Source organism: Nocardiopsis akebiae (assembly GCF_018316795.1).
Lineage (GTDB): Bacteria > Actinomycetota > Actinomycetes > Streptosporangiales > Streptosporangiaceae > Nocardiopsis > Nocardiopsis dassonvillei.
The window spans coordinates 2,970,803-2,995,318 of the sequence record NZ_CP074132.1 but is presented as its reverse complement, the minus strand read 5'-3'; the positions used below and the strand labels follow the sequence as shown (position 1 = coordinate 2,995,318).

Genomic DNA, 24,516 nt, shown 5'->3' with positions numbered 1-24,516 from the left:
GTGGCACGCGAGAGGCAGGTCGAGACAGGCGGAACGCACCCCGGTGACCTGGAGGGGCGCCCCCTCCAGGCGGTGCGCGGACTGACGCCGGAGCGCCTGGGCGACCTGTTGGCCCGGGCCCTGGACGGGCGGGGCCCCGCCCTGCTGCCGATCCCGGACGGGACCCCCGACGCGCGCGTGGACGAACTCCTGGCCGCCATGCGCCCGGCCTCCCTGCGCACCCCGGACGGGGTCGCCGCGCTGGACGGCGCCCGTCCGGCGGGCGGGGACACCGCCCTGGTCATCACCACCTCGGGCTCCACCGGCGCGCCCAAGGGCGTGGAGCTGTCCGCCGCCGCGCTGCGCTCCTCCGCGCGGGCCTCGGTGGCGCGGATCGGCGCCGCCCCCGGCGACGCGTGGCTGTGCGTGCTGCCCGCCGGGCACATCTCCGGCGTCCAGGTGATCATGCGTGCCCTGGCCACGGGCGGCCGGATCGAGCACGCGGCCTTCTCGGTGGGGGCGGTGGCCGAACTCGCGCGCGGATCGCGACCGCACGTGTCCCTGGTGCCCACCCAGCTGCGGCGACTGCTGGCCGCCGGGACCGACCTGTCGGTCTTCGGGACCATCCTGCTCGGCGGCGCCGCCGCCGACCCCGCCCTGCTGCGGGAGGCGCGCGGGGCCGGGGGCCGGGTGGTCACCACGTACGGCATGAGCGAGACCTGCGGCGGGTGCGTCTACGACGGCGTTCCGCTGGACGGGGTGCGGGTGCGCGTGGAGTCCCCCTCGGCCGACGGGGCCGGGCGGATCCTGCTGTCGGGGCCGGTGCTGCTGAGCGGCTACCGCCTGGCTCCCGGGACCGGTGCCGATCCGGGTGCCCTGGTCACCGACGCCGACGGGACGCGGTGGCTGCGCACCAACGACCTGGGCCGCCTGGACGGGGACGGGCGCCTGAGCGTGCTCGGACGTGTGGACGAGGTGGTCAACACCGGCGGCCACAAGGTGGTGCCGGGGCAGGTCAACGCGCGGCTGCTGGAGCACCCCGCCGTGGCCGACTCGGTGGTGGTGGGCCGGTCCGACCCCGAATGGGGCGAGCGGGTGAGCGCGGTCGTGGTGCCCGCCGACCCCGACGCGCCGCCCTCCCTGGAACAGCTGCGCTCGTGGGTGCGCGAGCGCCTGCCCGCCTACGCCGCGCCCCGTGAGCTGGAGGTGCGCGCCTCCCTGCCGATGCTGGCCTCGGGCAAACCCGACCTGGTGGCCCTGCGCGGCCCGCGCGCCTGAGGGGCGGGGCCCGGTCCCGGGGTTCCCGCCGGAGGGCGCACGCGCTCCGCGCGCCTGAGCGGCGGAAGCGTCCCCGGGCGCGTGTACCGGCGCGCCTTCGACCCGTGGGACCCTGGGGCGCGTCGGATGCCGAGCCCCACCACGCCGGTGTCCGTCGAACAGCAGTGACGGCCCGGGGCCGGACGGTCCGTCCGCTCAGCGCGGAGCGGACGGTCACGGACGTGTCGGACAAAAGGCGGGGAACTTCCCCGGGCGCTCCGACGTCTACCTGAGTAATCCGGCCCCTCGGCCCCTCTCCCAAGGAGGTCCGCAGTTGGTGACAGCCCTCGGCCCACACGTTCGTGCCCCTGCGCTCTCCCCCCAACCGGCCCCCCTTCCCCGCCCGCAACGGTTCCGGGCACGCTCCTTTACCCGCTCCCTACAGCGTTTGGCCACTTCCGCCGCAGTGATCTACGCCACTTCGGCTGATATCCAATCGAGACAGGGAACATTTGACTCCCCAACACGTTGGACATATTGGCGCGTCCAGCCGGCGGGAACCGTCCGCCGCGTGCCACACGTCTTGGAAGGGAGGGAGGTGCCCCGATGACGAGCACTGCCCCAGCCGCTCCGGCACCCACCGCCGGAGCCCCCGCTGACACCGCTCGCAGCGACGACGCGTCCGCCGACGCGGTCCTGACCGACCTGCTCGACCGCGGACGCGCCCAGGGGTACCTGTCCCTCTCCGAACTGCGTGCCGCTTTCACCGCGGCCGCCGTCTCCACCGGCGACGGCCGTTCCATCCTGCGTGAACTCACCGAGAACGGGGTCAGGCTCGCCAACGGGGGCGACGACTCCGCACCGGTGGCCGATCCCGACGCCGAGGACGACGTGCTGGAAGACACTCTCATCGCCACGGTGCCCGACACCGACGAGGCACCCAGGGCCGAAGGCAAGACCGCGCCGCGCAAGGGCCCCTCCCCCAGGAGGAAGACCCGCTCCACACGGCGCGTCAAGAAGGCCGAGCCCGCCCAGACCACCACCACCGAAGCGGAAACCGGCGAGGCCGACCTCGACGACCAGTCCCCCGCCATGGGCGACTCGGTCCACACCTACCTCAAGGCCATCGGCCGACGCCAGCTCCTCACCGCGGAGCAGGAGGTCGACCTGGCCAAGCGGGTCGAGGCCGGGCTCTACGCCGAGTACCGGCTCGGCCTGCACGGCGAGGTGGACGGCTCCGCCCCGCTGGCCGAGGTCGAGGTCGAAGAGCTGGAGTGGGTGGCCGAGGACGGCCGCAAGGCCAAGTCCCACATGCTGGAGGCCAACCTGCGCCTGGTGGTGTCCGTGGCCAAGAAGTACAGCGACCGGGGTATGTCGCTGCTCGACGTGGTCCAGGAGGGCAACCTCGGCCTGATCCGCGCCGTGGAGAAGTTCGACTACACCAAGGGCTTCAAGTTCTCCACCTACGCCATGTGGTGGATCCGCCAGGCCATCCAGCGAGGTTTCGCCGACTCCGCGCGCACCATCCGCCTGCCCGTGCACGTCCTGGAGCTGCTGAGCAAGGTCAGCCGCCTGGAGCGCGACATGCACCAGGCGCTGGGCCGCGAGCCCACGCCGGAGGAGCTGGGCCTGGAGCTGGACAAGACCCCGGCCCAGATCGAGGAGCTGCTGCGGGTCACCCGCCAGCCCATCAGCCTGGACTCCACCATCGGCGAGGACGGCGAGACCCGCATCGGCGACCTGATCGAGGACGTGGACGCCTCGGAGGCCTCCGAGGTGGTGGACCGCCAGCTCATGGCAGACCAGCTGCGCAACGCGCTGTCGGACCTGGAGCCGCGCGAGGCCACCATCATGTCCCTGCGCTTCGGCCTCATGGACGGCCGTCCGCGCACCCTGGACGAGATCGGCAAGCACCTGGGGCTGACCCGCGAGCGCATCCGCCAGCTGGAGAAGCAGTCGCTGTCCAAGCTGCGCCACCCCAGCCGCGCCCAGCAGCTTCTGGACTTCGCCAGTTAGGGAGTGTTCCGCGGAGGCTTTCGGATCAGCGAGCGACCGTCCGGGCAATCTCTCGCAAGGCGTTTCGCGCAGGTCAGCCTGGTTGGCTTTTCAAGTGAAGCCGGCGCGGCGAGAGGCAGCCCGGTGGTCGCTGGCCCGAAACGCTCCAAGGAACACGACCTAGGGCCCGGCACGACGGGCGACACGGGGCCGCTCCCCCACGGGGGGGCGGCCCCGCGCCGTGTCCGAAACCCTCAGGGCGAACCCTGGTTCGTCCCCGGTATCGCGTCCGTTCCGGCACGCCGCGGACACCGCGGTGCGACGATGGTGACCATGAGCGATCACCCCCAGCGCCACAGCGACGAGATCTCCGCCGCGCTGCGCGCCAGCCGCGAACTCGGCCCCGAGTACGACGAGGCCGTGGCCGCCTCCCTGGTCGAACGCATCGACGGCACCGTCGAGGCCCGCGTGCGCCACCACCTGGCCGCGCAGGCGCTCACGGAGACGGCCAAGACGGGCCTTCCCTCCAACACCGTGCGCTTCGTGCTCTCCCTGGTGTGCCTGGGCGTGAGCATCCCGGTCTCCACGATCACCGCGGCGGTGGGCAGCCCGGCGGCGCTGCCGCTGGTCTGGCTCGGGCTGATCCTGTTCTACGTCGTCTCGGTCGTGGGCCTGCGCCGTTGACCGGGCACCGGACGTGATCCGGAACATATCGATTCCGCCACGGATCACCTCCGTCGCTTAGCTGCCCGTATGCACCTTGTGTCCGAACCCCTACAGTCGTGCCCACCACGGACCAGACCGGTCCCACCAGGGGGAAGGACACGATGGCAGCCATCGAGCAACGCAGGACGACGTGGAAACAGATCGGTCCGGGCATCGTCGTCGCGGCCACCGGCGTGGGCGCGGGCGACATGGTCGCCACGCTGATCGCGGGCAACCAGTTCGGCTACGCCCTGCTGTGGGCCACCATCGTCGGCTGCCTGGTCAAGATCTCCCTGGCCGAGGCCACCGGACGCTGGCACCTGGCCACGGGGACCACCATCTTCGCCGGCTGGAGCAGCCTGGGTAAGTGGACCACCGTCTACTTCGCGCCCTACATCGTGATCTGGGGCTTCGTCTACGGCGCCAGCGCCATGTCGGCCACGGCCCTGCCCCTGGCCGCGCTGGTGCCGGGCGTGCCGCTGGAGGTGTGGGCGATCCTGGCCGGGGTCTCCGGCCTGGTCATCGTCTGGTTCAACCGCTACGCGGTGTTCGAGAAGATCATGACGGTGCTCGTGGGCGTCATGTTCGTCACAGTGGTCGGCCTGGCCGTCTACGTCGTCCCCGACATCGGCCAGACGCTCCTGGGGCTGGTCCCGATGCTCCCCGAGGGCTCGGTGTTCTACACCATGGGCCTGGTCGGCGGCGTCGGCGGCACCATCACCATGGCGGCCTACGGCTACTGGGTCAACTCCAAGGGCTGGCGGGACTCCTCCTGGATGCGGATGATGCGGCTGGACAACCGCGTCGCCTACGTCACCACCGGCGTCTTCGTCATCGCGATGCTCATCGTCGGCGCCGAACTGCTCTACGCGAGCGGCATCGCGCTGGACCAGGGCGACCAAGGCCTGATCCAGCTGGGCGACGTCCTGCGCGAGCGCTTCGGCGGGTTCGTGGCGACGGCCTTCCTCGTCGGCTTCTTCGCCGCCGCCTACTCCTCCATCATCGGCGTGTGGAACGGCGTGAGCCTGCTGTTCGCCGACTTCGTGAACCACCTGCGGGGCAGGACCAACACCGACCCGGGGGAGAACCAGAAGAGCTGGGCCTTCCGCGGCTACGTGCTCTGGCTGACCTTCCCGCCGATGCTGCTCCTGCTGATCGGCAAGCCCTTCCAGCTGGTCATCGCCTACGGGGTGCTGGGCGCCTTCTTCATGCCGTTCCTGGCCTTCACCCTGATGTGGCTGCTCAACTCCTCGCGCACCCCCCGCGAGTGGCGCAACGGCTGGGTCAGCAACGCGGGCCTGGCACTGGCCGGATCGCTGTTCGTGGTGCTGTGCGTCTACGAGCTCTACGGGATCGTCGCCGGGGCCTGAACCGCCGGGCGGCGCGGCGGCGCGCGGGGCGGCCTCAGCCCCGCAGCGCCGCGCGCAGTATCTCCACCGCCTCGTCGTGGTCCAGCCCGACCCGGGAGATCACCTCGGCGTAGGCCCGGGCGGCGGCCAGCGCCTCGGCGCGCTGGTCGTCGCGGCCCGCCGCGACGAACGTCCCCGAGCGGCCGCGCGTCTCGACCACACCGGCCTGTTCCAGTTCCCGGTAGGCGCGGGCCACGGTGTTCACCGCCACCGACAGCTGACCCGCCAGCGCGCGCACCGTGGGCAGCCGGTAGCCCACCGGGAGTTCACCGTTGGCGACCGCGATGGCCACGATCGACCTGATCTGCTCGTAGGGCGGGACCCTCGACGTCGGATCGACACGGATGAAATCCGCCATGTGCCACTGCGCTCCCCACCGTCGCCTGCTGCGGTGTCCGGCCTCGGACCGGACCGGACACCAAGTTACCGTGCGTGTACCGACCCCAGGTTGCGGGCCGGGTCCGCCGGTGTCAGACCGCCTGGCGCGGCACCCGCTGGATTCCGTGCAGGCGGTGGGCCTCCCGGGCGGTGAGCAGGCGTTCGGCGATCCGGGTGGCCTCGCGCACCTGCGGGCGGGCCAGCCGCTTGCGCCGGTAGATCCGGTCCTCGTACCCCTTGGGTCCCACCAGGGTGCGTTCCCGGGCATAAGCCGCACGCATCGCCTCGGTCAGCGCCGCGTCCAGGTCCACGCCCCGCTGGTTCAGCTCCTCCACGGGCGCGTTCTGGGTGCGGGCCCGCTCCAGCGCCTCCTGCGCCTCGGCCACCGCGCGCAGGAGTGCGGGCAGGCGCTCAGCGCGCTCCCGGTCGGAGGCCAGGCTCTCCCGCGCCTGAGCCGTGCTCTGCTTGGCAAGTCCCATGTGTGTGCTCCAGACCACGCGTAACGTCGGACGGGGCCACTCTAGAGGTGACCAATATCATCTGGCGAGCCGGGCCGCGCGTCGGTGGTGGCCGCGCGGCCCGCGATCTGCCACCTTTACGGCGCACACCCCCGAAAGGACCACCGTGAGCAGGAACTACGCCGGACTCAGCCGCGAGCGCATCATCCTCGAAGCGCTCCACATCATCGCTGGCCGCGGGCTCGGCGGCCTGTCCATGCGCCGCCTCGGCGACGCGCTGGAGGTGGAGGCCATGGCCATCTACCACCACTTCCCCCTGGGCAAGGAGCAGCTGTTCAACGCCATCGCCGCCTACGTCACCTCCCCCGCGGCCACCGGCACCGTCCCCCTCGACGACGAAGCGGAGCCGGATGACGCGGAGGGGGCGCAGGAGCCCGAGGAGGACACCCGGCCCTGGGACGTGCGCCTCACCGAGTGGGCCGAGGCCTACCGGGACCGGCTGCTGGAGTTCTCCGGGGCGCTCTCCCTGCTGGTCCACCGCGCCCCGCGCACGCCGAGCGGCGACGCCACCCGGGCACTGGTCCACGACGCCCTCGCCGAGGCGGGGCTGGAGGGCGAGGACTTGGAGCGCGCCGCCGACGCCCTGCACTCCTACTGCGTGGGCGCGGTCGTGCACCAGGTCCGCCACCAGGACGAGGAGGACGCACCCGACTCCGCCGAGTCCCTGGCGCGCTTCCGGCACGGGCTGCGCGCCCTGCTGCGCGGACTCACCTCCTAGCAGCGCCCGGGCGGGCCCCGGCGTGATCGGTCTCCGTTGCCCCGGCCTCCCCGCCCCGGACCCAAGGGGCGGGACCCGCCGGTGTGCCCTGCTCCCGGGCCCCGCCGGGCGAAACGGGTGCCCCGGTCCGGGAACCGAGTGCGTTCTCCCGGCGTCGTTACCAGAAGACAGCCCCCGACCCCGCCCCTCCTCCCGGCGCGGGGCGGTACAGAAAGGTCATCCATGGTTCTCAAGCGTCTGCTCGCCGGTATCGGGTTCGGCGGGGCCTCGGTGGAAACCACCCTGCACTCCTCCGTGACCACCCCGGGCGGGGCCCTGCGGGGCACCGTCGTCATCGAGGGCGGCGACGTCGAGCAGCGGGTCGAGCGGCTCACCGTCGGCCTCCAGGCCCGGGTCGAGGTCGAGAGCGGCGACCACGAGAGCACCCGCGACCTGGAGTTCCACCGCGTCCAGATCGGCGGCGGCGTGACCCTGGCCCCCGGCCAGCGCTTCGAGGTGCCCTTCGAGCTGTTCGTGCCCTGGGAGACCCCCGTCACCGTCCACCGGGGCCGCCACCTGCACCGCATGAACGTCGGTGTGAACACGCGCCTGCACGTGGCGGGCGCGGTCGACCCCGGCGACCTGGACCCGGTGGCCGTGGAGCCGCTCCCCTCCCAGCTGGCCGTGCTGGACTCGCTGGCCTCCCTCGGCTTCTCCTTCAAGCAGGCCGACCTGGAGCAGGGCCGCATCCTGCGCACCCGCCAGCAGCTGCCCTTCTACCAGGAGATCGAGTTCTTCTCGCCCAGCCGCTACCGGGGCCTGAACGAGCTGGAGCTGTCGCTGGTCACCGACGAACGCGGCATGGACGTGGTGCTGGAGCTGGACAAGAAGCCGGGTCTGCTCTTCTCCGAGAGCCGCGACACCTTCCACCGCTTCAGCGTGGACCACAACGAGGGCGCCGGGCGCGACTGGTCGGGCCACCTGCACCAGTGGATCGACTCGCTGGCGGGCAAGCGCAGCATGTTCTGATCCCGGCGGGGTCCCGGGGACGGGCGTCCCCGGGACCCGCGGCGCCGTCGGCCCGCGGTTCACCCGGTCCGCTGGCGGGCGCGCTCCGCGCGCAGGCGGCGGGCCTCGTCGGGGTCCAGGACCGGAGCGGCCGTCAACAGCTGGCGGGTGTAGTCGCTGGCGGGATTCTCGTACACCGCGTCGCTGTCCCCCATCTCCACCACCTCACCCGCACGCATCACCGCGACCCGGTCACTGACCTGACGCACCACCGCCAGATCATGGGCCACGAAGATGTAGGTCAACCCGAAGTCGTCCTGCAACTCCGACAGCAACCGCAGCACCTGGTCCTGCGTGGACACGTCCAACGCCGACACCGGCTCGTCGCAGATGATCAGCTTCGGCTTGAGGATCAGCGCCCGCGCGATCGCGATCCGCTGACGCTGCCCACCCGAGAACGCGTGCGGGAACCGGTTGTAGTGATCGGGCTCCAACCCCACCCGCTCCAACAGCTCCTGCACCTGGCGGCGCACCTTCTTGGCGTCCCTCTCCCCCTGCACCCGCAACGCGGTCCCGATCGCGTCCCCCACCGTCACCCGCGGGTTGAGCGAGGAATAGGGGTTCTGGAAGACCATCTGCACGTCCCGGCGCAACGGGCGCAGCGCCCGCTCGGGCATATGGGTGATGTCGCGGCCCTCGAACTCCACCCGGCCCCGCGTGGGCTCCAGCAGACGCATCACCATCCGCGACAACGTCGACTTACCCGACCCCGACTCCCCCACGACCCCCAGCGTCTCACCGCGGTGCAGGTCGAAGGAGACCCCCTTGACCGCCCAGAAATCCGTGGCCTTGCCCCACATACCGCCGCGCACCCTGAACCGCTGCGCCAGATCCTCCACCCGCAGCAGGGGCTCGCCCCGCTCCTCCTTCGGCTCGGGGATGAAGGGCCGGAAGACCTCGTCCGGCCCCTTGCGCCCCGCCTCGCCCGCCGCGGCCGATCCCGACCTGCGGCGCTTCTCCTGGTCCTGCCGCTGGCCGCGCTCGGCCCGGTCGCGCGCCCGCCGATGGGCCCGGGAGACCTCCACGCGCGGCACCGCGTCCAGGAGCCCCTGGGTGTAGGGGTGCTCGGGCTCGGACAGGACCTCGCGCACGTCGCCGCGCTCGACCGCGACGCCGTGGCGCATGACCACGACCTCGTCCACCGAACCCGCCACCACCGCCAGGTCGTGCGAGACCAGGATCAGCGCCATGCCCAGGTCGCGGCGCAGCTCGTCCAGCAGGTCCAGGATCTGCGCCTGCACCGTCACGTCCAGCGCCGTCGTCGGCTCGTCGGCCAGCAGCACCTTGGGCTCGCACATCAGACCCATCGCGATCAGCACGCGCTGGCGCATACCGCCGGAGAACTCGTGCGGGTAGGAGTTGATCCGCCTGCCGGGCTCGGGGATGCCCACCCGCTCCAGCGACTCCACCGCGCGCTCGCGGGCCCGGGACCGCGACACCCCGGACCGGTGCACGCGCAGCGCCTCCACCAGCTGGTTGCCGACGGTGAACTGGGGGTGCAGCGACTGCATGGGGTCCTGGAAGACCATGGCGATGTCGTTGCCGCGCATCCGCCGCAGCCTCTTGTCCGGGGCGCCGACCACGTCGGTGCCCGCCACCTCGACCTCCCCGGTGATCCGCGCCCGGCTGCCCCGGTGCAGGCCCATGAGGGCCAGCGAGGTCACGCTCTTGCCCGAGCCCGACTCGCCCACGATGCCCAGCGCTCCCCCAACGGGCACGGCGAAGGACAGACCGTCCACCGCCCGGACGTCGCCGTCCATGGTCGGGAACACCACCCGCAGGTCCTCCACCCGCACGACCGGCCCCGACGCCGCGGACTCGCTCACACGACCCCTTCCCTTCCGTTCCCCGGGCACGGGCGGCCCGGATCGTGTTCCGCGCGCACGTGCGCCCGGCACGGTTATCCGTGGATGCGCACGCGCGGGTCGATCAGCGGGTAGAGCAGGTCCACCACCAGGTTGCAGAGCACGATGAAGAAAGCGCCGAACAGCGTCACGCCCAGGATCACCGGCAGGTCGCTCTGCATGATGGCGGTGACGGCGTACCGGCCGATCCCGTTCAGGGAGAAGACCTGCTCGGTCAGGACCGCGCCGCCCAGCACGAGCCCCAGGTCCAGGCCGAAGATGGTCACGATGGGCGTGAGCGTGGGGCGCAGCGCGTGCTTGAGCACCACGCGGCGCTCGCTCAGCCCTTTGGCCCGGGCGGTGCGGATGTAGTCCTCGCCCAGGGTCTCCAGCATGCCCGCGCGCGTCTGGCGGGCGTACATGGCCGCGTGCAGGAAGGCCAGCGTCAGCCACGGCAGCAGCAGTCCCTGCGCCCACCTGGACGGGTCCTCGCCGAAGGGGACGTAGCCCGGCGTGCCGAACAGCCCCCAGGCGTGCACGAGGAAGGCCAGGGACAGCAGGCCGGTGAAGAAGATCGGCAGCGACACCCCCGCCAGGGCGACGGCCATCGCCAGCCGGTCGAACAGGCTGCCCTTCCACACCGCGGAGACAACGCCGACCAGAATGCCGCCCACCAGCCAGATCACCCCCGCGCCGAGGGCCAGTGAGGCCGTCACCGGCAGCCGCGCCACGATCTCGGGGAAGACCTCCTGGTAGGTCTGGAAGGAGTAGCCCAGACACGGAGCCGCGCACTCGATCGTGTCGTTGCCGAAGCGGTACTCCGCGCCCAGGAAGAGGCCCCGGACGAACTCCCCGAACTGCACGGCGACGGGCCGGTCCAGGCCCAGGCGGTCGATGGTGGCCTGGATGGCCTCGGGGGTGGGGGCGCGGCCCACGTACATCGTCGCCAGCTGCTCGACGGTGCGCCCCGCCCACCGGGGCACCACGTAGAAGATGGCGAAGGTGACCATGGTGACCACGGCCAGGAGCAGGAGTCCGGCGCCCAGGCGGCGCAGGATGTAGGTCAGCAACGCGCGTGCTCTCTGTCGTCGGGGCCGGGGCGGGGGCGGGACGGGTCCGCGAACGGTACCCGCCCGCAAGCAGACAGTAACTCACTGTGATCGTCTGGTCGCGTTCAATCGCCCTATGCGCGCCTTCCGTGGCGCTGGGGATCACGGATCGACCGAGTCGGTCACCTTCCGCCCTTGACTGATGCACTGCCCCGGACGGGCCGTCGGCGCTCGGAGAATACGTTCCGGCCGGTGGCTCCTACACCACGAAGCGGGCTGGGCCCCGGGACCTGTGGTCGGAGATCGGCGCCGCATGGGAGGAGTGGACGCGGTATGGGAATCCGGGCCGCGACCGGCTCGGCGTGACCGTGGACCAGGAGGGAACGCGGCTGTGGGCGGACGCCCCGGCAGGGGTCCTTCGGCCTATGGGCACGGCCGCCGCTGCGGGGTAGCCTCATCAGGTGTGAACAAATAGGATCGGCCCCCGCCCACTAGGACTGGGCGGGGGCCGATTCACATGCCTCGTGATCTACTGCGCGGCGAGAGTGCCGATTAGGGCGCTCCACGCATGGGCTGTGAACCCAACAGGACCCAACTCGCGGTTCTGGGTGTCACGGACGAGCACCACCTCCGGGCTCTCCTTGACCTCCACACACTCACCTGAGTGGCCGCTGTAAGAGGACTTGCGGTAGCCGTCTACTGTGTTCACGACAAGTTCCTTCCCTTCACCACGTAATCCCTGCTGGCAGTAGGGGAAAGCGCGACAGCCATCAGCGAGTTGAACCGACCCGTAGCGTTCGCCACGGTTTGAGGGTCGCTGTACACCTGGCCGCCTTCCGCGTTTTCCAAGTACATCACCGACTCCACTGGAGACAAGCCGAGGACGGTGAACGCTCCCTCCATCGCAGCGTATGCCCCCTGATCGTAGGGGATCACCTGAATCGTGGTGAACGGCTGGTCGGACCGTTCGATGATCTGAGCCCACTGCGCTCTCATGACTGCCTCGCTGCCAACGAGACGCGACAGTACCGCCTCGTCAATCACGTACTGCACGAGAGGTGGCTGCTGCCTATCAAGGATCTCCTGCCGCCTCATTCTGGCCTGCAACAGCTCCTCGACCTCAGCATGTGGTTTCGGTGGAAACCCTGCCTGGAGGACAGTACGCGCGTAGTCCTCGGTTTGGAGCAGGGCAGGCACAAGCTGCGGGTGAAACTGGCGGATGCTGGAAGCCCGGCGTTCCATTTCAACGTACTTGGGGAGTGACCGGCGGTGACCGAGAAGCTTGGTTGTCGCCCAGAGATCCTTAAAATGACCGTTCATCCCCAGGCGTTCATCCAGGAGCCTCGCGAACTGCTCGGTGGGGTCGCGTTCTTGGCGTTCCACGGCGCCGACCTGCTGCCCGGAGACCCCTAGCAAGGCCCCAAAGTCCTTCTGCGACAATCCGGACTCAGAGCGCTTGAGGTGAATTTCATGCGCAAAAAGGGCGGCAGCGGCTTCATTGACTAGCTTTTTCTTCGCCATGACCACAGGAAACCACAAGTGGAAAGCTGCATGTTGTGGTTACTGCAATCCTGCGCCAAAAATGACACGCCTCTGGACCATGAGTTAGCAGCTCAGGCAGGGTGTCACTACCGAGCGGCGCAAACATGTCACTCGGTTGAACACCCCACTCTTTACCGAGTGGGAGCCAGACGCCGTCCCGTACTCACATGCGGACGGGAAGGCCCTACATCCAGGCACAAAAAAGCCTCGGCGGCCGAAGTGGAGAGCGACCGCCGAGGCAGAGTGCCCCACCCCGAATAGCCCGAGGTGAGACATGAACAAGCCTATCGTCCAGGTCCCGACGCTTCCACGCCGACTGTGCGGAACCGCCACCAAATCAGGCATTCTGCTCGGCCCCGAACTCGGCCACGTCAGGATCGCCCGCCGCTGGACCGCCCAGGCCACCCGCTCCAGGCCGAGCCTGGCCGAACCCGTCGGCATCGCCGTCTCCGAGATGACCACGAACGCCCTGCGTCACTCGGCGTCCGGACTTCCCGGCGGCAGCATCCGCGTCGAGATCGAACGCACCTCACGCCACCTCGAACTCCGCGTCACCGACAACGGCCCCCGCCCCGGCGAGGAACCCATGTTCCCGAGCGTGCCCGACCTCGAACCCCTGCGCCCCAGCGGCAACGGTCTGCGCCTGGTCGAAGCCCTGTGCTCCTACTGGGACTGGAAACAGCACTCCTGCGGCGCGATCACCGTCCGCGCCGTCTTCCCCTGGTGACCTACGCATCCCTATGAGCGCTCAGCGCTCCGTGCTCCGCGCCACCCGATCTGTCCCCCGGGCCGGTGCGGACGGGCCGGTGACCTCAACACCAGCCCGAAGCCCCGCCCTCCCCTTCCCCGGGAGGCGGGGCCACCCGATCGACCACTCACACCACACCGGACACGGAAAGCCCCTCATGCCCGACTACAGCTACCTCCTCGACGGCCGACCCGACGTCCTCACACCCAGCGAAGTCGCCGCCCTCTTCAACATCCGCCCCCGCAGCCTCCACCGAGGCCAATGGGACAACGTCCTCAAACCCTTCCGCACCCCCGGCGGAGCCCGCCGCTACCCCAAAGAACACATCGCCACCCTCCTCAACCAACCAGACCCCCCGACCTCCCCCTGATCTGGTACGACGCTGGTGACGCTGGTACGGCGGCTGAGGTGTCCGCCCAGGCGGACACCTCAGCCGAGCACGGCCCGCCCCGCGCGCAGCGCCGCGCACGTCTCGGGGTAGTCGAACAGCTCCTCTTCGAGGAGTTCCAGGACGCGGGCCACCCCCACCGCCGGAACCCCGCGCACCTCCAGCACACCCCGGGTCCACGCCAGGAAGCGGGTGAAGACCGCACCGTCGCCCACGTACAGCGACGTCAGCAGGAAGTCGATGATGTGCCCCAGGTCCTCGACCGTCCGGTCCAGGTCCGCGCCCTCCAGGCTGGCGCCCCGGGCCTCGTAGAGGGCGCGCGCGTGCTCCACGCCGGTCCGCACCAGGTCGCGGCGGCGCTGCACCAGGCTCGCGTACTCGGCGGCCGGGGTCAGCGCCTCCTCCCTGGGCCGCGGGGACGACAAGGGCATGCGCCGTTCCAGCAGGTCGGCGGCGGAGCGGGCGTCGGCCGCCCACAGGCTCGCGCCCAGCCGGAGCGCGAGGGAGGAGTCCGGCCCGAAGCCGCGCCCCCCGGCGATGACGGGGACCCCGGTGCGCGCGGCGGCGGTGATCATGGCGTGGGCGTTGACCAGGTGCGAGGGCAGAGAACAGCTCAGCGCCACCACGTCGGGCGCGGTCTCCTGAAGGTGCAGGGTCAGGTGGTGGGCGGGCACGCTCGCCCCGAGGAAGGTGACCCTCCAGCCGCGCAGGCGCAGCACGTCCCCGAGCAGCCGCGCGGGCAGGCCGTGCCACTCCCCCTCGACGCAGGCCACCACCACCGAGCCCAGGGGGCGTGCCCCGGCGACGCGAGCCAGGCCGTGTTCGAGGACCAGGCCCAGGGCGAGTTCACCGATGTGGGTGGCGGCGTGCTCCCGGGCCACCGAGAGTTCGTTGGCCTGCCACATCATGCCCACGCGCATCTGGGACACCGCGATCACGTCCAGGACCAGTGACTCGTGGTCGACCCCGGCCGCCAGCGCCTCCCGCACCACGGCCAGGGCCCCCGCGTCGTCGATGTCGCGCACGCGCGCGAAGAAGTCGTCGGCGACGACGGCGGGCGACACGGGGGCGACCGCGTCCGGAAGGGTGCCGTGGTCAGCGGTCACCGGGGACACCCCCCCGGGTGGCGCGGGCCTGCACGGTGAGCACCGTGATGTCGTCGTGCTCCCCTCCGTCGAGCCAGTCGCCGACCACCTGTACGATCCGGTCCGAGACGGCCGGGGCGGGCATGCCCCCGCACTCGGAGAGCAGCCGGGCCAGGCGTTCCTCGCCGAGCATCTCCCCGCCCAGCAGGGGGTTGCGCGCCTCGGTGACCCCGTCGCTGAAGACGACCATCGTCTCGCCGGGGGCCAGGGTGAACTCCGTCTCCCGGAAGACGGCCTCCTCCACCGCGCCCACGAACAGGCCCCCGATGGACACCTCCCGGACAGTGCCGTCCACACCCACGACGAGCGGGGGCGGATGGCCTCCCCCGGCGGCGCGGACGCGCAGCCCGCCGTCGGGCAGGGGGCTGGCGAGTCCGAGGAGCATGGTGCTGAACTTCTCGGGGTCGGTGCGCAACAGCAGGACGTTGAGCAGCTCCAGTAGCCGCCGGGGGTCCTGTTCGACCAGCCGCAGCGCCTCCAGGGACTGGCGGATCATCCCGGTCAGGAGGGCGGCGTCGTTGCCCTTGCCGCACACGTCCCCGAAGGAGAAGTCGAAGCCCTCCTCCAGCTCGTTGACCTGGTAGAAGTCGCCGCCGATGCGCTCGGCCTCGACGGCGGAGCGGAAGGCCGCGCCCAGCACGGCGTGCGCGACGCCGGGCAGGGGCGCAGGGACCAGCGCGGCCTTGAGGGTGGAGGCGGTGCGGGCCTGGTACTGGTACATGTGGGCGGCGCTCAGGGCCGAGCCGACGCGTTCGGCGTACTCGGTGAGCGCCTCGGTGTCCGCCGCGTCGAAGTACCCCCGGGTGCGGTGGAACAGCAGCGCTCCGGCGGCTCCGGACAGGCCGGGGACGGCCACGGCGCACAGCGCGCCCCGGGCGCCGCCGTGTCCGGCCAGTTCCAGGAGGAGCTTCTCGACGGGGTCTCCGGGGGTGGGCTCGGCCACCGTGCGCGCCCCGTCCACGACCTCCTTCAGCCAGGCGGCGCCGTCCACCGTGCCGCGGTCCCAGACGCCCTCACCGGTTCCGACGCGGCGGCGGCCGCCCTCGGAGGTGAACGCCGCGGTCCAGCGCACCGAGCCGTCGGGCTGGGCGAGGAAGAGCACGCACGTCTGGGCCGCCTCCGGTACCGGGAAGCGCACCGTCTGCTCCACGAGGCGGACCGGATGCAGGATGTTGCCCAGCTCGCGGGCGGCGTGGCGGAGCCTGGCGACCGCGGCGGAGGCCGGGACCGCACGGGCCCGTCGCCCCCCGACCGGTCCGGCCCCGTCGTCCTCCAACGGAGCGCGGTCGCTGGTCCCCGAAGCAAGCACTGGTGTTCCACTCCCCCACGCGTAGCGGCGCACGGCCCGCGCCGGGCCGTACGGGCGGCTCCGCCGTGCGCGATCGCGCACGCGCGCTGCACGCGCGGGCGTGGGCGGCGCAGACGGGTGCCGCGGGGCGTCGGACCACCGCTGGCGCGGAGCACACCGAGAACGGGAAGGGCCACCGACAGCGGGGAGACGACGCCCGGTATGCCACGCTACCCGCCACGATCAGCGGACACACGGATCGGAAGACGAAAGTTGTCACCTGGCAACCTTCCGGTGCCGCATGTCACACCTCCGGGCCGGTGGGCCGCGGTTTCGCCCCGCAACCGCCCCGCAGGGGGCGGAGGAAGCCCACCGACCCGCACTTCACGGGCTCCACCTGTTGTTCGTCACTCCCGGGTGGTGCCGAGTGCCATGTAGTCGTACATGGAGTAGCCCGAGTGGTAGTACACGTTGGTCAGGTTCGGCGGCCGGTAGAGCACCGTGCGCTCGAACACGGCGGGCAGGATCGCCGCCTGCTCCATCGCCCGCCGGTCGATCCGGGTGTAGATCGAGGCGCGCTCCTCGGGGTCCTCCATGGTGACGACCTCGTCGAACCAGCCGTTGATCCGCTCGTCGTCCAGTTCCGAGATGTTGGCGTTGCCCGCGTCCTGGATGGCGTCGCCGTCCAGGATCTTGCTCATGAACCCGTAGCCGCTCGACCAGTCCGGGGCCCACCCGTACACGGTCAGGCCCAGGTCGTTGTCCTCCACGAAGGACGGCGACCCGGCCTGGGTGTTGGTGTAGGTGTCCGAGGGGTACTGCTTGATCCGCGTCTCGATACCCACCCGGGCCAGGGCCTGCTGGAGCGCCTCGGCGGTGCTCACGTCGGAGGGGCGGTCGGCCCGGACGCCGATGGAGGTGGAGAACCCGTCGGGCTCGCCGCACTCCTCCAGCTTCTGCCGGGCCTTGTCCAGGTCGCCCTGGTTGTCCTGGGAGGGGTACAGGTCGATGCCGGGATCGGCCCCCGGCAGCGACGCGGGCATGATCTGTGTGGCGATGTCGCCGCCGGTGTCGCCGCCCCAGGCCCGCTGGAGGGCGTCGCGGTCGGCCGCGTACATGACCGCCTCGCGGCAGGCCAGGTCGTCCATGGGTTCCAGGACGGTGCTGATGTTGACGTAGCGCAGGGTGTTGCTCTGCGGGTTGTCCACGCTGTTCTTGCGCGCCTCGTCGGTGAGCAGGGTGCCCCGCATCGCGGGCCCCACCCCGGCACCGGCCAGGTCCACGTCCAGGTCGCCGCTGGTCAGGCGCTGGTCGATCTCGTTCTGCTCCACTCCCAACTGCACTTCGACCCGGTCCGGCAGCGCCTCGCGGGTCGGGTCGGTGGCGGGGTCCCACTGGTCGTTGCGGACCAGGTTCAGGGAGACGCCGGGCCGGTACTCGCCGTCGAACTTGTAGGGCCCGGAGGAGACGACGCGGCTCTGGTACTGCTCGCCGCGGTCGGCCTCGGGCGGGACCGGCGCGGTCTGCGGCTGGATGAGCAGGTACGGGAACTCGGCGAAGGGGTCCTTGAGGTGGAAGACCAGGGTGTGGTCGTCGGGGGTCTCGATCCCGTCGAACCCGGCCAGCGGGTCGTCCTCGTCGGCGTAGGGGCCCTCGTAGTCGTCGCTGTCGGCCAGCAGGTCCTGGAAGTACTTGGGTCCGTTGGGCAGGGCCTGGGCGCCGAAGTTGCTGCGCGCGATGGCGTACTCGATGTCGGGAGCGGTGATCTCGGAACCGTCCTCGTAGCGCAGCCCCTCCTGGATGGGCACCGTCCACTCGGTGAGGTCCTCGTTGGGCTCGGGCATCGCCGCGGCCAGGTCGGGCTGGAGTTCGGTGCCCTCCTCGCCGGGCGCACCGACGTAGGTGAGCAGGGTGCGCGCGTAGTAGCGGCTGAAGTTCCAGCTGAACGCGTAGTAGGTGTTGCCGGGGTCGGGTGAGTCGAAGTCCGAGGAGATGGCGTAGCGCAGGGTTCCGCCGGTCTGCTCGGAGGGGTTGACCACCTCGGTCTCGCCCTGGTTGAACTCGGCGTCGACCGGACCGCCTCCGCCCCCGCCGCCGTCCGCGCCCCCGCAGGCGGCCAGCAGCAGCGCCGCGGCCGTGCCCGCGGCCAGGGTCGCGGTGGCCCGCCGGTGTCCGCGGCGCGGGGAGGGCGTCACGCCCGTGTGGTGGTCGGTGCTCAAGCTTGCCTCCTGGTCGGTTTGGCTGGTGGGGGCCGGTGCCCGGCCCGGGACACGCGACGGGCGCGGCCCGTCAGTCGGAGGAGCGGGGGTCGAAGGCGTCGCGCAGCCCGTCGCCGAAGAGGTTGAAGGCCAGGACGGTGACGAAGATGGCCAGCCCCGGGATCAGCACGAAGTGCGGCGCGATGGTGTAGAAGCGCAGGGCGTTGTCGAGCATGCCGCCCCAGGTGGCCATGGGCGGGTTGATGCCCACGCCCAGGAAGCTCAGGGCCGCCTCGAACAGGATGTTGGTGGGGATGAGCAGCGTGGAGTAGACCAGGATCGGCGTGACGAGGTTGGGCAGGATCTCGCGGAAGACGATGTGGGCGCTGCCCGCGCCGAGGCTGCGGGAGGCCTCCACGAACTCGCGTTCCCGGAGGGTCAGGGTCTGTCCGCGCACGATGCGGCCGATGTAGGGCCAGTTGAAGAACCCGATGATGAAGACCAGCACGCCGATGCGCAGGCCGTTGCCGCTCAGGCCGAAGGAGCCGTCGGGGATGACGCCGACCAGGGCGATGGCGAAGAGCAGCAGCGGGAAGGCCAGGAAGATGTCCATGGCCCGGCTGATGACGGTGTCGACCCAGCCGCCGAAGTACCCGGCGACCATGCCCAGGACGGTGCCGATGACCACGCAGACCAGGGTGGCGACCGTGGCGACCAGCAGGGAGGTGCGGGCGCCGTGGACGATGCGGCTGAACAGGTCGCGCCCGTTGACGGGTTCCACGCCGAGCAGGTGGTCGGTGCCGATCCCGCCCCAGGGGTCGAGCCCCAGGGAGGGGTCGGCGGGGTCGCGCAGGACGCCGCCGGTGAGCGGGTCGATCAGCTCCTGGTTGAACTGGTTGGGCGGGTAGCCGAACCAGGAGGTGAGCAGGGGCGCGAAGACCGCGACCAGGATGAGCAGGACGACGACGACGCCCCCGGCCATGCCGAGGCGGTCCCTGCGGAAGCGCCGCCAGGCGATCTGGCGCAGGGACCTGTTCGCCGACCCGCGTCCTCCGGCGGCCGCCGCCTCGGGGTCGGCGTGCTGGGAGGACTCGGGTGCGTCCATCGGCACGGACATGTGCACCCCTGCCAGTCGGAATGACTTTTCGTAGCTATGGAAACACGAAGAGTTTGCACGAGCGGCGCGGGGGTTTCCAGCCTCCGCGCCGGTGTCCCCGCACGGTGTCGGGCGCGGCCGTGACCGGAGCGGTCCGGCCGTTCCCGGGCCGCGCGCGGGGCGAGCGGCCCGGGAGCGGCAGGAGGGGCCGACAGGGGTCGGCGGCGCCCTCCTCGGCGGCCACTCCGGGGAAGGGCTACACGGGTCCGGCCGTGTTCTGCCCGGCCACGGCGCCGTCGGCCAGCCGCAGTTCCGACCAGGCCCAGTTGCGGCGCAGCCACCGGTCGTGCGAGGCCACCACCACCGCGCCGGGCGCGGTGCCCAGCGCCTCCTCCAGCTCCTCGGCCAGCGCCAGGGACAGGTGGTTGGTCGGCTCGTCCAGCAGGAGCACGTCAGGGGCGTGTCCCACCAGCATCGCCAGTGCCAGGCGTCGCCGCTGCCCCACGCTGAGCCTGCCCACCGGCCGGTCCAGGTCGCGCGGTGCGACCAGGCCCAGGTCGGTCAGGCGGGGAGCGCCGGGCAGGGTTCCGTTCAGCCCGTCGTAGAGCGAACGCGGGGTCCGCTCGGGGTCGGGGAAGACCACGTCCTGTTCCAGCAGGGCGACCGCCGCCCCGCGCCGCCACAGCACACGACCCGACGCCGGGCGCAGCCGGTGCCCCAGGGCGTACAGCAGCGTGGACTTGCCCGCGCCGTTGGGCCCGGTGACCAGCAGGCGCCCGTCCGAGGGCACGTCCAGGCGGTCCAGGCGCAGCCGGCCCGGCACGACCAGGTCGCGCACGGTGATCGCGTGGCCGTCGGCCGTGCCCGGGTCGCGGGTCAGCGAGGCGCTGAACTCCAGCGGCCTGGGCGGTTTGCGCACCTGGTCGCGCTCCAGTTCCTCCAACCTGTTCCGGGCGTTGCGCACCCGGCGCGAGACCTGCTTGTCCACGCGCCCGCCCAGGAAGTCGTAGCCCATCTTGTCGTTGTCCCTCGGGGCGCGATTGTGCGAGACCTGCCGGGAGGTGGTGCGCACCGACTCGCGCAGGCCCTTGAGGGCGTCCTGCTCGTCGCGGTAGCGCTGCTCCCAGCGTTCGCGTTCCAGCTGTTTCTCCCTGAGGTAGAAGGAGTAGGCACCGCCGTAGTGGACGGGACCGTCCACGGCCGGGTCCAGGTCGAGCAGGCCGGTGCACACCGCGTCCAGGAACACCCGGTCGTGGCTGGCCAGCACCACCACTCCCGGCAGGCCGCGCAGGTACCCCTCCAGGAACTCCAGCGCCTGGTCGTCGAGGTGGTTGGTGGGCTCGTCCAGCAGCAGGGCGCGCGGGCGGCGGACGAGCAGGGCCGCCAGGCCCAGGCGTCCGCGCTGGCCGCCCGACATCCGCCCCACCGGCCGGTCCGGGCCGATACCGTCCAAGCCCAGCCCCGCGACCACCAGTTCGGCACGGCGCTCGGCGTCCCACACCTCCAGCAGTTCGGCCTCGGCCAGGGCCTCGGAGTACTCCCGCAGGGCTTCGTCGTCCTCGGGCGAGCCGTCCAGCGCCGCAGCGCTGGCGGTCAGCCGCCGCTCCACCCGCCGGGCCGGTTCGAGGGCCTCGGCGATCACCCGGGCCAGGGTCGTGTCCGGGGCGTGGGGCAGCTCCTGGTACAGGAATCCGGTGTCGGCGGGGCGTTCCACCCGCCCGGCGTCGGGTTCCTCCTCCCCGGCCAGCAGCCGTAGGAGGGTGGACTTGCCCGAGCCGTTCTCCCCCACCAGGCCGAGCCGTCGGCCGGGGGCGACGTCGACGTCCACGCCGTCGAACACCACGTGGTCTCCGTAGGCCCTGGCGAGGTCGCGGGCGCGCAGCAGGGGCGGGCCGGTCGGGGCGGTGCGGGTCGCGGAGGCGGCGCCGGTCGTGTTGCCAAGGGTCATAAGGGGTGATCCACCCTTCGTTTCGGGGTGGGCCTCGATGCGCGGGACCGGTGCGCCTGCGCGGCGCGGTCCGGGGACGACACGGAGGTCGTCGACATCGAGACCGCACCGGGGACGGTGCCGGTACACGCCGAGCGGGGATCCGGCTCCAGCCACGGTGGGCGAGCCCCGCGCGCTCGGCGGTCGTCGGTCTCGATGTCACATGCGCATGTTGCGCCCAGGCTAACCCGCCGGGGCGGCACGGGCAACGGAATTACGCGGTGTCCGGCCGCGCGCGGCGGACCGGCTCGGGCGCGCGGCGCCGTGCGCCCGGAAGGGGCCTCCCGCTCCTTCCCCCGGTGCCTGCTCACCGGGCGGGTCGGCCGTCGCGGAACCGGGCCGGGCGCTCCCCGGCGTCCGCTCACCGGCCGCCTCAGCGTGCGGTCGGACCGGCCCCGGGGGCGGTGCGACCGGCGGGGGCCGCCGGTCGGACCGCCCCCTCCGCCGTGGTCAGTCCCTGCCGCGCATGGAGCGGTAGCGCCGCACCAGGGAAGTGGTGGAGGCGTCCAGGCCGGACACGTCGGCGCCCTCGGTGAGGGCGGGCTCGACCCGCTTGGCCAGCACCTTGCCCAGTTGCACGCCCCACTGGTCGAAGGAGTTGATGTTCCACACCGCGCCCTGGACGAACACCTTGTGTTCGTAGAGGGCGACCAACTGCCCGAGCACCGACGGGCTGAGCCGGTCGGCGAGGATGGTCGTCGTGGGCCGGTTGCCCTCGAAGGTCCGGTGCGGGACCAGGTCGGCGGACACGCCCTCGGCGGCGACCTCCTCCGCGGTGCGGCCGAAGGCCAGCGCCTGCCCCTGAGCGAACAGGTTGGCCATGAGCAGGTCGTGCTGGGGCACCAGGTGCTCGGGCAGGTCTGGGGCCGGGTTGGCGAAGCCGAGGAGGTCGGCGGGCACGAACCGGGTGCCCTGGTGCAGCAGCTGGAAGTAGGCGTGCTGGCCGTTGGTGCCCGGGGTGCCCCACACCACCGGACCGGTCTGCCAGTGGACGGGGCGCCCGTCGCGCTGCACCGACTTTCCGTTGGACTCCATGTCGAGCTGCTGGAGGTAGGCGGTGAACTTGGACATGTGGTGGCTGTAGGGCAGCACGGCGTGGGTCTGGGCGTCGTGGAAGTTGCCGTACCACACGCCGAGCAGGCCCAGCAGGAAGGGCAGGTTGCGCTCGACGGGAGCGGTCGCGAAGTGGGTGTCCATCAGGTGGAACCCGGCGAGCATCTCCCGGAACCGCTCGGGGCCCACCGCCACCATCAGGGACAGGCCGATGGCGGAGTCGTAGGAGTAGCGGCCGCCCACCCAGTCCCAGAAGCCGAACATGTTGCGGGTGTCGATACCGAACCCGGCCACCGCCTCGTCGTTGGTGGAGACGGCGGCGAAGTGCCTGGCGATGGCGCCGTCGTCATCGTCGCCCTTGAGACCCAGCCCGTCCAGCAGCCAGGTGCGGGCCTCGGTGGCGTTGGTGATGGTCTCGATCGTGGTGAAGGTCTTGGAGGCGACCACGAACAGCGTCGTGGCCGGGTCGGCGTCCACCAGCGCCTCGTGCAGGTCGGTGCCGTCCACGTTGGAGACGAACCGGAACTCCAGCCCGCGGTCGGTGTAGGGGCGCAGCGCCTCGTAGGCCATGGCGGGCCCCAGGTCGGAGCCGCCGATGCCGATGTTGACGATCCTGCGCACCGGCCGTCCGGTGTGGCCGAGCCACTCCCGGGCGCGGATCCGGTCGGCGAACTCCGCCATCCGGTCCAGGACCTCCTGGACCTCGGGGACGACGTCGCGGCCGTCGGTGCTGACCACCTGCCCGCGCGGCGCGCGCAGGGCGGTGTGCAGGACGGCGCGGTCCTCGGTGAGGTTGACGTGCTCGCCGCCCAGCATGGCGTCGCGCAGGTCGGCGACCCGGGCCGCCCCGGCCAGGTCGGCGAGCAGGCGCAGGGTCTCGTCGGTGACGAGGTTCTTGGAGTAGTCCACGTGCAGGTCGCCGACGTCGAGCGTGTACCGCTCGGCCCGGCCGGGGTCGTCGGCGAACAGCTCGCGAAGGTCGGTGGAGCCCCACCGCCCGTGGTGCTCGCGCAGCGCGGTCCACTCGTCCCGCTGGTCCAGGGGAACGCCCAGTCGGGCGCGTTCTCCGGTGTCCTCAGCGCGCGGGAGAGGTGTACTGGCAGACATCCGGCGGCTCCTCGTCGGTCGGCGCTCCGGCGGCACGGCGCGGGTGCTCGGTCCGCGCGCCGCCCGCGGTGCGCGGCTGTGCTTCCGACCACAAGCCTCCCACGAAAAACCGTGCCCGCGGCGGTTGTCCACAGGCCCGGTCGCGGACTTTCGCGCCCGGCGCGGCACCGGTCCGGGCACGCCGGTCAGCGCAGGCCGCTGGCCTCCTCCTCGCGCTCCCGCCGCAGCACGGCCACCTCCGCGCGCAGCGCACGCAGTTCGGCCAGGATCACGGCCTGTCCCCCGTCGGGGCCCCCGCCGTCGGGGCCCCCGCCCGTCCAGCCCGAGGCGCCGCCGCCCCCGCCACCGCCGCCGTTCTCCTCGTCGTCCTTCTCCAGGGCCTCCACGGCCACGGCGATGAACAGATTGAGCGCCACCAGCGTGGACACCAGCACGAAGACCACGAAGAACACCCACGCCATGGGCTTGTGCTCCATCACGTCCTTGGCGATGGTGCCCCAGCCGTCCGCGGTGGCGATCTGGAACAGGGTGAACAGCGACGAGGGCAGGTCGGCGAAGTACTGCGGCGAGACGTCGGAGAAGAGTTCGGTGGCCATGACCGCCGACACGTACAGCAGCAGCATCACCAGGAACAGGATGGACATCATGCCGGGCAGGGCCCGGAACAGGCCCGTGACGACGTGGCGCAGGGTCGGGATCACCGACAGCAGGCGCAGCACCCGCAGCACGCGCAGGACCCGCAGCACCGAGAAGGGACCTGAGGCGGGCAGCAGCGCGATGCCGACGATCACCAGGTCGAACCAGCTCCAGGGGTCGAGGAAGAACGCCCGCCGGTGGGCGTACATCCGCATCCCCAGTTCCAGGACGAACAGGGCGAGGATGGTCAGGTCGACGGCGCGCAGGAGGCCGCCGTAGGAGTCCGTCACCCGGGGTGAGGTCTCCGCGCCGAGAATGACGGCGTTGACGAGGATGAGGGTGATGACGCAGGCCTGGAACCAGGGGGCGTCGACGATGGCTCGAACGCGCTCGCGCACGACAGAGGGGGCTCCGTTCACATATCGGACA

Annotated in this window: 21 protein-coding genes; 8 read left to right on the top strand and 13 right to left on the bottom strand. The window is 71.6% G+C overall.

What is annotated here, in order from left to right; all coding sequences use genetic code 11:
* The 4 genes from KGD83_RS12815 (at position 1) to KGD83_RS12800 (ending at position 5,306) form a co-directional block, all read left to right on the top strand.
* Positions 1-1,257 (top strand): AMP-binding protein, encoded by a 1,257-nt coding sequence (locus KGD83_RS12815; protein ID WP_249352320.1) that lies wholly within the window; start codon positions 1-3, stop codon positions 1,255-1,257.
* Between the two features lie 585 nt (positions 1,258-1,842).
* Positions 1,843-3,252 (top strand): sigma-70 family RNA polymerase sigma factor, encoded by a 1,410-nt coding sequence (locus KGD83_RS12810; protein WP_212643977.1) that lies wholly within the window; start codon positions 1,843-1,845, stop codon positions 3,250-3,252.
* A 303-nt stretch (positions 3,253-3,555) separates the two neighbouring features.
* Positions 3,556-3,915, top strand: a complete 360-nt coding sequence (locus tag KGD83_RS12805; RefSeq protein ID WP_212643976.1) for a hypothetical protein — start codon at positions 3,556-3,558, stop codon at positions 3,913-3,915.
* Between the two features lie 143 nt (positions 3,916-4,058).
* Positions 4,059-5,306: an Nramp family divalent metal transporter gene (locus tag KGD83_RS12800; RefSeq protein ID WP_212643975.1), complete on the top strand. Its 1,248-nt coding sequence runs from the start codon at positions 4,059-4,061 to the stop codon at positions 5,304-5,306.
* A 34-nt stretch (positions 5,307-5,340) separates the two neighbouring features.
* Here KGD83_RS12800 and KGD83_RS12795 read toward each other — a convergent pair whose 3' ends face one another.
* Together KGD83_RS12795 and KGD83_RS12790 are read right to left on the bottom strand one after the other, a co-directional pair.
* A complete protein-coding gene (locus KGD83_RS12795) occupies positions 5,341-5,703 on the bottom strand; it encodes a GntR family transcriptional regulator (protein WP_047872006.1) in 363 nt (120 codons plus the stop codon).
* 112 nt (positions 5,704-5,815) lie between these two features.
* On the bottom strand, positions 5,816-6,202 hold the full coding sequence (locus KGD83_RS12790) for a hypothetical protein (RefSeq protein ID WP_212643974.1): 387 nt from the start codon (positions 6,200-6,202) through the stop codon (positions 5,816-5,818).
* Between the two features lie 145 nt (positions 6,203-6,347).
* Here KGD83_RS12790 and KGD83_RS12785 point away from each other — a divergent pair, with 145 nt between their 5' ends.
* Together KGD83_RS12785 and KGD83_RS12780 are read left to right on the top strand one after the other, a co-directional pair.
* Positions 6,348-6,959, top strand: coding sequence for a TetR/AcrR family transcriptional regulator (locus KGD83_RS12785; RefSeq protein ID WP_212643973.1), 612 nt, complete (start codon positions 6,348-6,350; stop codon positions 6,957-6,959).
* A gap of 222 nt (positions 6,960-7,181) precedes the next feature.
* On the top strand, positions 7,182-7,967 hold the full coding sequence (locus KGD83_RS12780) for a sporulation protein (RefSeq protein ID WP_212643972.1): 786 nt from the start codon (positions 7,182-7,184) through the stop codon (positions 7,965-7,967).
* Positions 7,968-8,026: 59 nt separating this feature from the next.
* On the opposite strand, the gene KGD83_RS12775 is transcribed toward KGD83_RS12780, so the two are convergent.
* From KGD83_RS12775 to KGD83_RS12760, 4 genes are all read right to left on the bottom strand, one after another.
* Positions 8,027-9,832: an ABC transporter ATP-binding protein gene (locus KGD83_RS12775; protein WP_212643971.1), complete on the bottom strand. Its 1,806-nt coding sequence runs from the start codon at positions 9,830-9,832 to the stop codon at positions 8,027-8,029.
* Between the two features lie 74 nt (positions 9,833-9,906).
* The gene (locus KGD83_RS12770; protein WP_212643970.1) at positions 9,907-10,920 is read right to left on the bottom strand and encodes an ABC transporter permease; all 1,014 of its coding nucleotides are present in this window, start codon (positions 10,918-10,920) and stop codon (positions 9,907-9,909) included.
* Between the two features lie 508 nt (positions 10,921-11,428).
* Positions 11,429-11,608 carry a DUF397 domain-containing protein gene (locus KGD83_RS12765; RefSeq protein WP_071622266.1) on the bottom strand — a complete coding sequence of 60 codons (180 nt, stop codon included), beginning with the start codon at positions 11,606-11,608 and terminating at the stop codon, positions 11,429-11,431.
* Complete coding sequence (locus KGD83_RS12760) at positions 11,605-12,420, bottom strand: helix-turn-helix domain-containing protein (RefSeq protein ID WP_212643969.1); 816 nt, start codon at positions 12,418-12,420, stop codon at positions 11,605-11,607. Before KGD83_RS12760 ends, KGD83_RS12765 begins: the two co-directional genes overlap by 4 nt.
* 295 nt (positions 12,421-12,715) lie before the next feature.
* On the opposite strand from KGD83_RS12760, the gene KGD83_RS12755 reads away from it, so the two are divergent.
* Together KGD83_RS12755 and KGD83_RS12750 are read left to right on the top strand one after the other, a co-directional pair.
* Positions 12,716-13,168 carry an ATP-binding protein gene (locus KGD83_RS12755; protein ID WP_212643968.1) on the top strand — a complete coding sequence of 151 codons (453 nt, stop codon included), beginning with the start codon at positions 12,716-12,718 and terminating at the stop codon, positions 13,166-13,168.
* 178 nt (positions 13,169-13,346) lie between these two features.
* Positions 13,347-13,559, top strand: a complete 213-nt coding sequence (locus tag KGD83_RS12750; RefSeq protein ID WP_019608368.1) for a helix-turn-helix domain-containing protein — start codon at positions 13,347-13,349, stop codon at positions 13,557-13,559.
* Positions 13,560-13,618: 59 nt separating this feature from the next.
* Here KGD83_RS12750 and KGD83_RS12745 read toward each other — a convergent pair whose 3' ends face one another.
* The 7 genes from KGD83_RS12745 to KGD83_RS12715 form a co-directional block, all read right to left on the bottom strand.
* Positions 13,619-14,683, bottom strand: coding sequence for a cobalamin B12-binding domain-containing protein (locus KGD83_RS12745; protein WP_212643967.1), 1,065 nt, complete (start codon positions 14,681-14,683; stop codon positions 13,619-13,621).
* On the bottom strand, positions 14,673-16,031 hold the full coding sequence (locus KGD83_RS12740; RefSeq protein WP_212643966.1) for a PP2C family protein-serine/threonine phosphatase: 1,359 nt from the start codon (positions 16,029-16,031) through the stop codon (positions 14,673-14,675). The genes KGD83_RS12745 and KGD83_RS12740 overlap by 11 nt, the downstream gene beginning before the upstream one ends.
* Positions 16,032-16,417: 386 nt before the next feature.
* Positions 16,418-18,229, bottom strand: a complete 1,812-nt coding sequence (locus KGD83_RS12735) for an ABC transporter substrate-binding protein (protein WP_212643965.1) — start codon at positions 18,227-18,229, stop codon at positions 16,418-16,420.
* 70 nt (positions 18,230-18,299) lie between these two features.
* On the bottom strand, positions 18,300-19,325 hold the full coding sequence (locus KGD83_RS12730; protein ID WP_212643964.1) for an ABC transporter permease: 1,026 nt from the start codon (positions 19,323-19,325) through the stop codon (positions 18,300-18,302).
* 235 nt (positions 19,326-19,560) lie between these two features.
* On the bottom strand, positions 19,561-21,252 hold the full coding sequence (locus KGD83_RS12725) for an ABC-F family ATP-binding cassette domain-containing protein (RefSeq protein ID WP_212643963.1): 1,692 nt from the start codon (positions 21,250-21,252) through the stop codon (positions 19,561-19,563).
* Positions 21,253-21,741: 489 nt separating this feature from the next.
* On the bottom strand, positions 21,742-23,451 hold the full coding sequence (pgi, locus tag KGD83_RS12720; protein WP_212643962.1) for a glucose-6-phosphate isomerase: 1,710 nt from the start codon (positions 23,449-23,451) through the stop codon (positions 21,742-21,744).
* A 185-nt stretch (positions 23,452-23,636) separates the two neighbouring features.
* Entirely contained in the window at positions 23,637-24,485 is an 849-nt protein-coding gene (locus tag KGD83_RS12715; RefSeq protein ID WP_212643961.1) for an ion transporter, read from the bottom strand.
* Positions 24,486-24,516: the final 31 nt, after the last annotated feature.

What these genes read in the sequence shown, in the direction of transcription:
- KGD83_RS12810 (WP_212643977.1), top strand. Translation starts at nt 1,843, where the DNA reads ATGACGAGCACTGCCCCAGCCGCTCCGGCACCCACCGCCGGAGCCCCC.
- KGD83_RS12805 (WP_212643976.1), top strand. Translation starts at nt 3,556, where the DNA reads ATGGTGACCATGAGCGATCACCCCCAGCGCCACAGCGACGAGATCTCC.
- KGD83_RS12800 (WP_212643975.1), top strand. Translation starts at nt 4,059, where the DNA reads ATGGCAGCCATCGAGCAACGCAGGACGACGTGGAAACAGATCGGTCCG.
- KGD83_RS12795 (WP_047872006.1), bottom strand. Translation starts at nt 5,703, where the DNA reads ATGGCGGATTTCATCCGTGTCGATCCGACGTCGAGGGTCCCGCCCTAC.
- KGD83_RS12790 (WP_212643974.1), bottom strand. Translation starts at nt 6,202, where the DNA reads ATGGGACTTGCCAAGCAGAGCACGGCTCAGGCGCGGGAGAGCCTGGCC.
- KGD83_RS12780 (WP_212643972.1), top strand. Translation starts at nt 7,182, where the DNA reads ATGGTTCTCAAGCGTCTGCTCGCCGGTATCGGGTTCGGCGGGGCCTCG.
- KGD83_RS12760 (WP_212643969.1), bottom strand. Translation starts at nt 12,420, where the DNA reads ATGGCGAAGAAAAAGCTAGTCAATGAAGCCGCTGCCGCCCTTTTTGCG.
- KGD83_RS12755 (WP_212643968.1), top strand. Translation starts at nt 12,716, where the DNA reads ATGAACAAGCCTATCGTCCAGGTCCCGACGCTTCCACGCCGACTGTGC.
- KGD83_RS12750 (WP_019608368.1), top strand. Translation starts at nt 13,347, where the DNA reads ATGCCCGACTACAGCTACCTCCTCGACGGCCGACCCGACGTCCTCACA.
- KGD83_RS12730 (WP_212643964.1), bottom strand. Translation starts at nt 19,325, where the DNA reads ATGTCCGTGCCGATGGACGCACCCGAGTCCTCCCAGCACGCCGACCCC.
- KGD83_RS12725 (WP_212643963.1), bottom strand. Translation starts at nt 21,252, where the DNA reads ATGACCCTTGGCAACACGACCGGCGCCGCCTCCGCGACCCGCACCGCC.
- pgi (WP_212643962.1), bottom strand. Translation starts at nt 23,451, where the DNA reads ATGTCTGCCAGTACACCTCTCCCGCGCGCTGAGGACACCGGAGAACGC.